The sequence below is a fragment of the Agarivorans sp. MS3-6 genome, from assembly GCF_054112545.1.
In genome coordinates, this window is sequence record NZ_CM134202.1 from 3,100,957 (window position 1) to 3,112,707 (window position 11,751).

Here is an 11,751-nt window from a genome sequence, read left to right on the forward strand (position 1 = left end):
AGAAAGCGTTCACATGGTACTATCAATTTTGGTGTTATTTTAGCGGGTTTTGGGAATAGGGAAAGGATGAATCCACAGCAACAATATCAGCAAGATCTTCAAAAAAGTGATTTTGTACACGACAGTGCCCAAGCTTTCGCTGTAAGCCAGCTACAAGTCGTGTTTGAACAACTGTCGCAAAAGCCGCTGCCTCCTGTAGCTGAAACGTCATTTTTTTCTGCATTAAAACAGCGTTTTGGCAAAACAACGCCACCTTCAACTCAGTCCGTTCAAGGCTTGTATATGTGGGGCGGAGTGGGGCGTGGAAAAACGTATCTTATGGATACGTTTTTTAGCTGTTTAACTGGTGAACGAAAAATGCGCGTGCATTTTCATCGATTTATGCAGCGAGTTCATTCAGAGTTAAAAACTCTTGATGGGCAAAGTGACCCCTTATTGATCGTTGCTGAGCGCTTGTTTGCCGAAGCCGAAGTTATTTGCTTCGATGAATTCTTTGTGTCGGACATCACCGATGCGATGTTATTAGGTAGGTTATTTGAAGCCTTGTTTGAGCGAGGGGTAACATTGGTCGCCACTTCAAATATTCCTCCTGAAGATCTTTATCGAAATGGCTTACAGCGACAACGTTTTCTACCTACCATTAAACTGATTCAACAGCATTGTCAGGTTATTAATGTTGATGGTGGTAATGATTATCGGATGCGCACCCTCAATGAGGCAGAGATTTATCATTACCCCTTAGATCAACAAGCGGAGAAAAACCTCGCTCAATATTTTTTGCAATTATCTAATGAACCCAGACAACAACTCGGTCAAATCGAAATTAATCAACGAATGATTAGTTTTGTTAATGAAGCTGATAGTGTTTTACACCTCGAGTTTGCCGAGCTCTGCGAGGGCGCGCGTAGCCAACTTGACTACATCGAACTGGCAAAGCTCTACCATACTGTGTTGCTGTCGGGGGTAGTGGCCATGGGGGCGACCAATGATGACGCAGCCCGTCGATTTATTGCATTGGTCGATGAATTCTACGAGCGTAACGTAACCTTAATTATTGCCGCAGCGGTGCCTTTATTAGACTTGTATCAAGGTGGGCGCTTAGACTTTGAATTTGAACGTTGTTTATCGCGCTTACAAGAGATGCAATCACATGAATACCTTGAAAGAGAGCATTTACCTTAAATAAAAGCAATAAAGGGTGGTTTTTTTTTGTACTTCCCCTATAATCTTGCCACCCCACGTTACATGTCACCGATTTGGTGGCACTAACAATCAAGTCTACTCCGTATTCGAAGGGATACCATGAGTGGCTATTTTCACGTTTGTGATTTTCACAAACACGTGTGTAACAGTTATTTTGGGTTATATATACAAATGAAAACTTTTGTAGCCAAGCCAGACAGCGTAAAACGCGACTGGTATGTTGTTGATGCAGATGGTAAAACTCTGGGTCGTATCGCAACTGAAATCGCTTCTCGCCTACGCGGTAAGCATAAAGCTGAATATACTCCTCACGTAGATACTGGCGATTACATCGTCGTGATCAACGCTGAGAAAGTAGCCGTAACAGGCAACAAAGCGAAAGGTAAAATTTACCACTCGCACACTGGTTACCCTGGTGGTTTGAAATCGATTAGCTTTGAAAAGTTACTCGAGAAAGCACCTGAGCGTGTTATCCAGTCTGCAGTGAAAGGTATGTTGCCAAAAGGTCCTCTAGGCCGTGCAATGTTCCGTAAACTGAAAGTATTCGCTGGACCTGAGCACACTCATGCGGCTCAGCAACCACAAGTATTAGACATTTAAGTTACGGAATTTTAATAATGGCTGAGAATCAATACTACGGCACTGGCCGTCGCAAAAGCTCTACTGCTCGCGTATTCATGAAAGCAGGTAGTGGTAACATCACTGTAAACAACCGCACTTTGGAAGTTTACTTTGGCCGTGAAACTGCTCGTATGGTAGTTCGTCAACCACTTGAACTAACAGAATTGTTAGGTAAAGTTGACTTGCTAGTTACCGTTAAAGGTGGTGGTACAACTGGTCAAGCTGGTGCTATCCGTCATGGTATCACTCGTGCGTTGATGGAATATGACGAAAGTCTACGTCCTGAACTTCGTAAAGCTGGCTTTGTTACACGTGATGCTCGTAAAGTTGAACGTAAGAAAGTTGGTCTACGTAAAGCACGTCGTAAGCCGCAATTCTCGAAACGTTAATTGCAAATACACTTACGTGTTACCAAAAAGCTCGGCTATGCCGGGCTTTTCTTCATTCTGAAAGGTTAAAATCCTTGATTTCCCTTGTCAATTTGTGTGTTTTTTATTACTATTTTGTTCGCATTTATCTGCAATTATGTAGTAGCAAGTAAACGCAACCTGTAGCAGAAAAACGCTACCTTGTGCAGCATGCCGCAAGGAAAATTACAATAATTGCGCGGATCCTTACCGGAGAGACATTGGATGAGCAACGCTCCTGTCGATGCTGGCCGCCGTCGCTTCCTTACCTGGACAACAGCTGTTGTCGGTGGTGTAGGAGCAACGTTTGCCGCAGTACCTTTTATCAGTTCATGGAACCCTAGTGCCAAAGCAAAAGCTGCCGGAGCACCAGTAGAAGTGGATATTAGCAAAATAGAACCTGAACAATTACTTCGTGTTGAATGGCGCGGAAAACCTGTTTGGGTGGTAAACCGTCCTCAAGCGGTTCTCGATAACTTAGGCACTATTGGTGACCAGTTACGAGATCCTAACTCTGAGGAGCCTCAACAACCGGAATACACCACCAACGAACATCGCTCGATTAAACCTGAGCTATTTATCGGTGTTGGTTTGTGTACTCACTTAGGGTGTTCGCCGACTTATTTACCAGGTAGTTTTGGTGAACAAGTGCAAGGCGTTGAATATGGATTCTTCTGTCCTTGTCATGGTTCAAAATTTGATATGGCTGGTCGAGTATTCCAAAGCGTACCTGCGCCTCTAAATTTGGTTGTTCCTCCGCATCACTATGTTGATGAAACCACCATTTTGGTTGGCATGGATAAGGGAGAGGCTTAAGATGAAAGCACTTATCGGTTGGATCGATGAACGGATCCCCTTAACTAAGACCTACAATAAGCATGTTGGTCAGTACCCAACACCAAAGAATTTTAACTTTTGGTATATTTTTGGCTTCATCGCCATGGTTGTTTTAGTTAACCAAATACTAACGGGTATTTGGCTAACCATGAATTACAACCCTTCAGGTGATGGTGCATTTGCCTCTGTTGAATACATCATGCGTGATGTGGAATATGGCTGGCTGTTGCGTTACATGCATTCCACTGGGGCGTCAGCCTTCTTTGTGGTGGTGTATTTGCACATGTACCGAGGCCTAATTTACGGCTCTTATCAGAAACCTCGCGAACTGCTGTGGCTGTTCGGAATGTTGATTTTCTTGGTATTGATGGCCGAAGCTTTCATGGGATATCTACTCCCTTGGGGGCAAATGTCTTACTGGGGCGCACAAGTGATTATTTCGCTGTTTGGTGCGATACCGGTAATCGGTGACGATTTAACCCTGTGGATCCGTGGTGACTACGTTATCTCTGGGGCAACACTTAATCGCTTCTTTGCTTTGCACGTCATCGCTTTACCATTAGTGTTGGTGATGTTGGTATTCTTGCATATCGTGGCCTTACACGAAGTGGGCTCTAACAACCCTGACGGTATCGAGATTAAAGCAAACAAAGATGAGAATGGTTGGCCGAAAGATGGTATTCCATTCCACCCTTACTTCACTGTTAAAGATTTGGCGGCAATTGTTGGCTTCTTATTCTTCTTCTGTTGGGTGATGTTCTTCTTCCCTGATGGTGGTGGTTACTTCCTTGAAGCGCCAAACTTTGAAGCGGCTAACCCGCTGAAGACACCTGAACATATTGCGCCAGTGTGGTATTTCACTCCGTTCTACGCCATTTTACGTGCCGTGCCGGATAAACTAATGGGTGTAGCCATGATGGGGCTTTCTATTGCAGTGCTATTTGTGCTGCCTTGGTTAGACCGCTGTAAGGTTAAGTCGATTCGTTATCGTAGTACCATTCATAAACTGAATATTGCTCAGTTTGTAATTTGTTTCATTATTTTGGGTATTTTAGGCGCTTTGCCTTCGACAACGCTGCTAACTTGGGTAGCACGTATCACAACCGTTGGGTACTTTGGTTACTTCCTCTTACTATGGATTTACAGTAAGAACGAGAAAACTAAGCCAGTTCCAGAAAGGGTGACCAAATGATGAGAACAGTATTTATTGCATTGATGCTACTGCTTCCTAGTTTGACTATGGCCGCTGGTGGTAATGTACACTTAGATAAAGCGAATTATGATCTACGCGACAAGGCTTCGTTGCAAAACGGTGCCATGTTATTCATGAACTACTGCTTTGGTTGTCATAGTACTCAGTACCAGCGTTACAACCGCGTAGCGGAAGATTTAAGTATTCCTCTGGACTTAATGGAACAAAACTTGATTTTCACCGGAGTAAAACCCGGCGAATTGATGGAAAATGCCATTCAGGAAGATGACGCCGCCAAATGGTTTGGTGCACCAGCACCAGATTTAACCTTGGTAGCGCGAGTTCGTGGAGCAGATTGGATCTATACTTATCTACGTTCATTTTATGTTGATGAAACCCGCCCATTTGGAGTGAACAATAAAGTGTTCCCAAGTGTTGGTATGCCGCATGTATTGCAAGAACTACAGGGTGTGCCAAACGCGGTTTACGAAACAAGAATGATTGATGGTGAAGAACAACACATCTACGTTGGTATCGAGTCTGATGGCAGCGGAGAGATGAGTGATGATGAATTTGACCACGCAGTTTTGGACCTTGTTAACTTCTTGGTTTATGCTGCGGAACCTATTCAGCTAGAGCGTAAACGCCTTGGTTATTGGGTAATGGGTTTCTTATTTATCTTCTTCATTATTAGTTATCTACTGAAGAAAGAATACTGGCGCGACGTACACTAAGTACTAAGCTAGTAATTGTTTATCGGCAATAGCAGTTATGCTGTTGCCGTTTGTGTTTTTATTTTTGATGGTTTTTGGAGGGTTCAATGGCTGTAGCTGCCAACAAGCGTTCGGTAATGACGTTATACTCTGGTGCTAACGACTTATATAGTCATCAGGTACGTATCGTTTTGGCTGAGAAAGGCGTCAGCGTAGAGATTAACCTCGTTGATCCGGACAATTTGCCGGAAGATTTGATTGACCTGAATCCGTATAGCTCGGTACCTACCTTAGTGGATCGCGAATTGGTGTTATACCAATCACAGATCATTATGGAGTACTTAGACGAGCGTTTCCCACACCCACCACTTATGCCTGTTTACCCGGTATCGCGTGGTTCTAGTCGTTTGATGATGCATCGAATTAAAAATGACTGGTATACACTGGTGGCGCAAATCGAGAAAGGCGACAATGCCGAAGCTGCGCGTAAGCAACTCACTGAGAGCTTGTTAAGCATTGCTCCGGTGTTTGTTGAAATGCCTTACTTTATGAGTGAAGAGTTTAGCTTAGTAGATTGTTATCTTGCTCCACTATTGTGGCGCTTGCCTACTTTAGGCATTGAGCTTGAAGGTACTGGCGCTAAAGAGATTAAATCTTACATGATTCGTGTTTTTGATCGTGAGTCTTTCCAAGCATCATTAACTGACGCTGAACGTGAAATTCGCGACGGATTTCTAGGTTAATGAGTAGCGAAATGAGCCCAAATCGGCCTTATCTTTTACGGGCCTTTTTTGACTGGTTACTCGATAACGAGCTGACTCCGCATTTGGTGGTTGATGCGACACAAGCCAACGTCACAGTACCTAGTCAATTTGTTAATGATGGGCAAATTGTGCTTAATATAGCGCCGTCGGCCGTGGTTTCATTTGATATGGACTTACACCACGTGGGCTTTAATGCGCGCTTTGGTGGTAAACCATTTCAGGTGTATGTACCCATGGCTGCTGTGATTGCGATATATGCTCGTGAGAACGGCGCTGGCACAGCATTTGAGCCAGAAGCCGCTTATGAAGCCATTGAGCCCGTTGAGAGCGACGACAAGATAGTTGAATCGCCTTCCGCCGAAGTGGCGAAGAAGCCGACGTTAACTATTGTTAAATAAAAAAAGCGCCTTAGGCGCTTTTTTTATTTCTTGTGATTGCTCGTCGGGCTAGCTGTTTTCGATCACTTCAAACACTTTTATGACCTTACTCACGCCCGTTTCATGTCTGGCTATATCAATCGCGCGCTTTTGTTCTTCTGCTGTTACTAATCCAATTAAGAACACTTCACTGTCTTCGGTAATCACCTTGATTTTTCCTGGGGGAAGGCTGCTGTCTTCATAAATCTTGAACTTTATTTTGGTGGTGATCCAAGAATCATTGCTACGAACGCCAAGCGAGACAGGCGGCTTTGCTCTTACTTCATTTAATACCTGAGTAACCCCTTCTTGTTCCCTGACTATTTGGGTGATTTTATTCACGCTACTCTTATCGGGGCTTTGACCTACCACTAATACTCGCCCATTTAAAGCCACCACTGAAAGCTTACTGTTTCGCCATAATTGTTCGTCTTTCCCCAAGGCATTTAATACTTGCAGCTCTATGGTTTGGTCATCGAATTGGGTGCCAATAGAGCGGCGATCTGTGGCAGCTCCAGCGGCAACACCTGCACCAACCACTACAGCCCCTGCACAGGCTTGTAGTATTCCCGCTATCGCAATCACTGTGATTACTCGTAACATCTATTAATCCTCTTGTTGTGGGAATAAGGTACGATCTACTAGGTCACATAAACAGTTTAAAGCCAAGAGGTGAACCTCATTGATCCTTATACTCTGTTCTGCGGGAACTCTAATTTCTACATCTTGCTCACTGAGTAAACCTGCCATTTCGCCACCGTCTTTACCCGTAAGCGCGATAATATTCATATCTCTATTTACCGCCGCCTCCATGGCTTTGATAACATTACGGCAATTACCAGAATCAGATAGCGCAACTAATACGTCACCTTGTTGCCCCAAGGCTCGAATCTGTTTGGCAAAAATTTCGTCAAAAGAGTAATCATTGGCGATAGCCGACAGTACCGAAGTATCAGTGCTTAAGGCTAAGGCGGGTAAGCTTGGGCGCTCTGTATCAAATCTATTTACCAGATTGGCCGCAAACTGCTGGGCTTGCGCTGCTGCAGCACCGTTACCGGCGATCAAGAGCTTGTTACCATTTAATAAAGTATGGGCAATAATGATGGTCGCTTTTTCAATGGTGTCTGGCAGTGCTTCTGCAGCAGCAATCTTAGTTTGAATACTTTCTCTAAATATCTCTTTTATACGTTCTTGCATTCTATTCCCCAAATGCGTTTTGAAACCACTCAAGAAATGGTGCTTTAGCTTTAATGGCGATGACATCAAAACGTATCGCTGTATCAAATTGATTTAATTTCTTGGTATGTAAATAGTGCTGAGCACTTAACAAAATACGACGAATTTTAGCTTGGTCAACCGCTGCTAGCGCGCCACCAAAATCTTGGCGGCTACGATATTTAACTTCGACAAACACCCAGGTATCACCTTGCTTAAAAATGAGGTCTATTTCCCCGCGTCGGCAATGAAAATTTCTCTCAATAAGCACTAGGCCCTGTTGAATTAAGTAATCCGCCGCTTGTTGCTCGGCTAACTGGCCACTACTCAACAATTTGGGCTTGGATTTCCAGGGGAACCAATTCACCATTCTTGTATTCTGTCCAAGTCAGTTGTCGAAGCACTAAGCCTTGTTGATTAACACTCAAGTTGCCTGATAAGCCTTGAAATTGATACTCAGCGTAGCCTTTCATTTGGGCTAGCTGGTCAATTAAATTATATGCATCATAGCCTAAGGCATAGAGACGTTTTTGCCTATCAGATGAGCTGGGCCATAAAGTTTGATAGCGAATTGAATTAACCGATTGTTGTTCTAACATCCATGGCATTTCGCTGATATACATGCCATCTAGTTCGTTTTCACTGGTACTGTCGTTTTTATCATAGCTTCTAGAGCTAGCATATAATCTAGGGCTAACGGCAAACGGGCTAACGGTAACATCGATAAAGGCTTTGATTAGCTTGGTTTCTGTGTTGCTGCCTACCAAATATAAAGATTGCGCATCACTACGCGAACGCACTTCGGCTTCTAAATCTTGGCCAAGAATTTGTTTAAATTGGTTGATTCGTTGCTGGCTTTGGTCGGTATGTAATAGCTTTTTCACTGCACGTTGTAGGTCATTACGGTTTGCGTAATAAATCACGTCCACTGGTGCACTCGAGTACATCGTCCATTCTTCAACAAACGCTTCGCTCATTCGTTTGCCTAAGCTGCTTTGTGGCGCAATGATTAGCGGGTTGGTCTCTTCGCGTTGAATCATAAACTGCGCGGCTTGTTTAGCTTCATCTTCCGGCGACAGTGGGAAAAAGTATTGCCCCTGTTGCTCTGAGGACTGAATATCATTGAGCGCAAATACCGGCATGCTGGGTGAAAGTGCCAGCAAGCTGGCTAGCTGAGATTTAAGTAAAGGGCCGACTATAAAGTCAATCTGGTCAGTAACAAGTTGCGGGTAGAGGCTCTCCATAGCTTGCGCTTGAGTGTCATAGAACACCAATTCGGTGTTGCTTTCAAATTGAGTTTGCTTATCTAAAAATGCGGCGATAAGGCCATCTTTGATGGCTAAAGCATTGCTTTTATATTTGCCCGTTAGCGGTAATAAAACGGCCACCTTATTGGGTTGGTAGGGCGTAATGCTGATTGCTTTAGCAAGATCACCGGCAACATAATCTAGCGCTGGATGCTGTGGGTACTCTGTTTTCCATTGTTGCAAGGTGGCGACAAGTTTCTCTGGTGATTGCTTTGGTTCGTTACTGATAGCAACGATCTCTAACCAACCGTTGCGTAACTCCGCGCCAGGCTGTTGAAAGCTACGCAAAGTAAATGCGGTGAGTGGTTTAAGTTTTTCCCAAATAGTGGTGTGGTTAGCTTCTCGAGCTGCATCCACCAAGTAACGGTCTAATTCAATGTAAGCCCCTGCCGCAGCGAGCGGATTATTCTGTTTAGAATAGATATCAGCGCGGCTTTGGTAATAAGCCTGCCAATAGTCATCGGGTAGTGGCCACAGAGGATCGAAGTCTAACAAGGCAAGAGCTTGGTTATAGCGCCCTTGGTTTTGCTGAGAGTAGGCCTCAACAAGTTTCACTCCAGCTTTTTGAGTCACTGATGTGGCTTGCTCTTGTAAAGACTCAATAACCGCATCACCCGCTTGGTATAAACCTTGTTGATAATAAGCTTTAGCCGCTAATAGCTCCCAATCGAAACTGTTTTCGACGGGGCTGATACTAGCTTGGTCCAAATAAAATTCAGCGTTGTGTTCAGGAGCAATGGCTAGCGAGGGCAAGGCAATCGCAACGATAGCTTGTTTAGTTGGCTCACTACTACAGGCCGATAACAATAGTATCATTGCGAAACTGACGTAACGTAGCGCCGAAATTAGGTTATATCTCAAGGTTAATACCACCAGTATCTGTTTGTTAGTGCATATATTAAGAGTCTAACGCTAAATAATCCACAAACGATGCGTTGAAAGATTGAGGGAACCTAGGCTTTTGATTAAAGTAGAGGCCGATTAAACGAGAGGTTTATTTATGTCTACCATCGGTACTCTATATATTGTGGCAACTCCTATTGGTAATTTGTCTGATATTACCTTGCGTGCACTGGAGGTACTAAAGAGTGTTTCCATGATAGCTGCAGAGGATACGCGCAATACTGGCCGCTTATTAGCGCATTACGACATTGGCACTCGTTGCGTAGCTGTGCATGATCACAATGAACAACAAAAAATAGCGTGGTTAGAGCAGTGTTTGTTAGAAGGGCAAGATATTGCACTGGTCTCTGACGCTGGCACGCCTCTCATTAATGACCCCGGTTATCATCTAGTTTCGGCATTTAGGGCTAAAGGTTACCCGGTGATTCCTTTACCCGGAGCGTGTGCCGCCATTGCAGCACTATCAGTGGCAGGGTTACCCACCGACCGCTTTCTCTATGAGGGGTTTTTACCGGCTAAAACTAATGCTAGGCAAGAACGCTTAAACCAGCTTCGCCAAGAGCCTCGCACTGTTGTTTATTATGAATCGCCTCATCGTATAGTGGATAGTTTAAAAGACATCGCGGTTTGTTTAGGTGAAGAGCGCCAGGTCGTGATGGCCCGCGAACTAACCAAAACCTTTGAAACCGTTAAATCATTGCCGGTGGGTGAGCTATTAAGCTGGGTACAAGCGGATCCTAACCAGCAAAAGGGTGAGATCGTATTGGTGGTGGCGGGCCACCAAATGAGCAGTGACCAACTACCGGTAGATGCCCTTGATACCTTGGCATTGTTGCAGCAAGAACTGCCTTTGAAGAAAGCCGCCGCCTTAACGGCCAAAATTTATGGATTAAAGAAAAACGCACTCTATGACTATGCGTTAAAACACACTAAATAAGCCATGCAAAGCGCTATTCTTAGCCCCTATAGTTTGCTATAGTCCGCCGCGGAGTTGGCTAGGCAATCGCTGCTTCGTCGTTGTGTGCTCTTTCGAGAGTGACAGACGGGCGAAGGGGAGGAAAGTCCGGGCTCTATAGGGTAGGGTGCCAGGTAACGCCTGGGGGGCGCGAGCCCACGACAAGTGCAGCAGAGAGAAGACCGCCGATGGCTCATTCGTGAGCACAGGTAAGGCTGAAAGGGTGCGGTAAGAGCGCACCGCGCAACTGGTAACAGATTGCGGCGAGGTAAACTCCACCCGGAGCAAGGCCAAATAGGCCCCCTTAAGGCGCGACCCGCGTTGGGGGCGGGTAGGCTGCTTGAGCCATTAAGCGATTAATGGCCTAGACGAATGATTGTTCACGACAAAACCCGGCTTATCGGCCAACTCCCACCTTTTTTGAAAGCCCCGTAGTGATATACGGGGCTTTTTTATTGCTTTTGTCAGTAGAAATAATGATGAAAGCGAATAATTCCTGTGAAACACCGCCAATAATTCAAAAAATTAATTTAATAAATTGAATTAATTTTTTCCGTAAATGCTCTCTGTCGCTTTGTATATCAAGTCTTTAGCCAGTAAGGCAGATGGGTTGGTGGAATTTTGTTCATTTTCTTGCTCAAGGTCGCTTGCAAAGGGGGAGACTCGTCCTTAAACTTAGTAAATTGTGGGATAAAGTGGATCTTAGTGGATCTAGCTCTCGCATCACCGAGTCAATTAGGGAAAAAGGGGAATAAATACTGATGTTACGCGGCGCTAGCTCAATTAACCTCGATGCGAAAGGACGGCTAACCATGCCGACCCGTTATCGTGAATGGTTAATGGATGAGTGCCAAGGTCAGTTGGTATGCACGATTGATATTAATCACCGTTGTTTACTGCTCTATCCATTAGCTGAATGGGAAGAGATCGAACGTAAATTACGTCGCCTGTCTAGCATGAACCCTGCAGAACGCCGTTTACAGCGTTTGCTGTTGGGGTATGCCGATGATTGCGAAATGGATAAAAATGGTCGTTTACTTATTCCCCCTCCACTGCGCCAGCACGCCAGTTTAGAGAAAAAAATAATGTTGGTCGGGCAGCTTAATAAATTTGAGCTTTGGTCTGATGAACAGTGGCAGCAACAAATTGCTGAAGATATAGCCCTAGATGAGAATGTTGATATGTTGACCGATAACTTAAGAGATTTTTCACTTTAAT

At 44.5% G+C, this 11,751-nt stretch carries 14 protein-coding genes and 1 other RNA gene; 11 read left to right on the top strand and 4 right to left on the bottom strand.

Annotated features, from left to right (window positions below):
* Nucleotides 1-66: 66 nt before the first annotated feature.
* From zapE to ACVFI8_RS14255, 8 genes are all read left to right on the top strand, one after another.
* Entirely contained in the window at nucleotides 67-1,182 is a 1,116-nt protein-coding gene (zapE, locus tag ACVFI8_RS14220; RefSeq protein WP_248712909.1) for a cell division protein ZapE, read from the top strand.
* Nucleotides 1,183-1,374: 192 nt separating this feature from the next.
* Nucleotides 1,375-1,803: a 50S ribosomal protein L13 gene (gene rplM, locus ACVFI8_RS14225; protein WP_248712908.1), complete on the top strand. Its 429-nt coding sequence runs from the start codon at nucleotides 1,375-1,377 to the stop codon at nucleotides 1,801-1,803.
* A 17-nt stretch (nucleotides 1,804-1,820) separates the two neighbouring features.
* Nucleotides 1,821-2,213: a 30S ribosomal protein S9 gene (rpsI, locus tag ACVFI8_RS14230; protein ID WP_248712907.1), complete on the top strand. Its 393-nt coding sequence runs from the start codon at nucleotides 1,821-1,823 to the stop codon at nucleotides 2,211-2,213.
* Between the two features lie 243 nt (nucleotides 2,214-2,456).
* A complete protein-coding gene (petA, locus tag ACVFI8_RS14235) occupies nucleotides 2,457-3,047 on the top strand; it encodes a ubiquinol-cytochrome c reductase iron-sulfur subunit (RefSeq protein WP_457871696.1) in 591 nt (196 codons plus the stop codon).
* 1 nt (nucleotide 3,048) lies between these two features.
* A complete protein-coding gene (locus ACVFI8_RS14240; protein WP_248712905.1) occupies nucleotides 3,049-4,260 on the top strand; it encodes a cytochrome b in 1,212 nt (403 codons plus the stop codon).
* Nucleotides 4,260-4,994 carry a cytochrome c1 gene (locus ACVFI8_RS14245; RefSeq protein ID WP_457873830.1) on the top strand — a complete coding sequence of 245 codons (735 nt, stop codon included), beginning with the start codon at nucleotides 4,260-4,262 and terminating at the stop codon, nucleotides 4,992-4,994. Before ACVFI8_RS14240 ends, ACVFI8_RS14245 begins: the two co-directional genes overlap by 1 nt.
* Nucleotides 4,995-5,080: 86 nt before the next feature.
* Entirely contained in the window at nucleotides 5,081-5,716 is a 636-nt protein-coding gene (sspA, locus tag ACVFI8_RS14250; RefSeq protein ID WP_248712904.1) for a stringent starvation protein SspA, read from the top strand.
* A gap of 11 nt (nucleotides 5,717-5,727) precedes the next feature.
* Nucleotides 5,728-6,135 carry a ClpXP protease specificity-enhancing factor gene (locus tag ACVFI8_RS14255; protein WP_248712903.1) on the top strand — a complete coding sequence of 136 codons (408 nt, stop codon included), beginning with the start codon at nucleotides 5,728-5,730 and terminating at the stop codon, nucleotides 6,133-6,135.
* 48 nt (nucleotides 6,136-6,183) lie between these two features.
* Here the strand turns inward: ACVFI8_RS14255 and dolP are convergent, their stop codons facing one another.
* Genes dolP through ACVFI8_RS14275 form a run of 4 tightly spaced genes read right to left on the bottom strand, consistent with a single transcriptional unit; the run spans nucleotide 6,184 to nucleotide 9,536 of the window.
* The gene (dolP, locus tag ACVFI8_RS14260; RefSeq protein ID WP_457871697.1) at nucleotides 6,184-6,756 is read right to left on the bottom strand and encodes a division/outer membrane stress-associated lipid-binding lipoprotein; all 573 of its coding nucleotides are present in this window, start codon (nucleotides 6,754-6,756) and stop codon (nucleotides 6,184-6,186) included.
* Between the two features lie 3 nt (nucleotides 6,757-6,759).
* Nucleotides 6,760-7,350: a phosphoheptose isomerase gene (locus ACVFI8_RS14265; protein ID WP_248712901.1), complete on the bottom strand. Its 591-nt coding sequence runs from the start codon at nucleotides 7,348-7,350 to the stop codon at nucleotides 6,760-6,762.
* A gap of 1 nt (nucleotide 7,351) precedes the next feature.
* Nucleotides 7,352-7,699, bottom strand: coding sequence for a YraN family protein (locus ACVFI8_RS14270; RefSeq protein WP_457871698.1), 348 nt, complete (start codon nucleotides 7,697-7,699; stop codon nucleotides 7,352-7,354).
* Complete coding sequence (locus ACVFI8_RS14275) at nucleotides 7,692-9,536, bottom strand: penicillin-binding protein activator (protein ID WP_248712900.1); 1,845 nt, start codon at nucleotides 9,534-9,536, stop codon at nucleotides 7,692-7,694. Before ACVFI8_RS14275 ends, ACVFI8_RS14270 begins: the two co-directional genes overlap by 8 nt.
* Nucleotides 9,537-9,675: 139 nt before the next feature.
* On the opposite strand from ACVFI8_RS14275, the gene rsmI reads away from it, so the two are divergent.
* The 3 genes from rsmI (at nucleotide 9,676) to mraZ (ending at nucleotide 11,750) form a co-directional block, all read left to right on the top strand.
* Entirely contained in the window at nucleotides 9,676-10,515 is an 840-nt protein-coding gene (rsmI, locus tag ACVFI8_RS14280) for a 16S rRNA (cytidine(1402)-2'-O)-methyltransferase (RefSeq protein WP_457871699.1), read from the top strand.
* A 50-nt stretch (nucleotides 10,516-10,565) separates the two neighbouring features.
* An RNA gene (gene rnpB, locus ACVFI8_RS14285) (RNase P RNA component class A) lies at nucleotides 10,566-10,949 on the top strand.
* 345 nt (nucleotides 10,950-11,294) lie between these two features.
* Nucleotides 11,295-11,750 (top strand): division/cell wall cluster transcriptional repressor MraZ, encoded by a 456-nt coding sequence (gene mraZ / locus ACVFI8_RS14290; protein ID WP_248712898.1) that lies wholly within the window; start codon nucleotides 11,295-11,297, stop codon nucleotides 11,748-11,750.
* The last annotated feature ends 1 nt before the right edge of the window (nucleotide 11,751 follow it).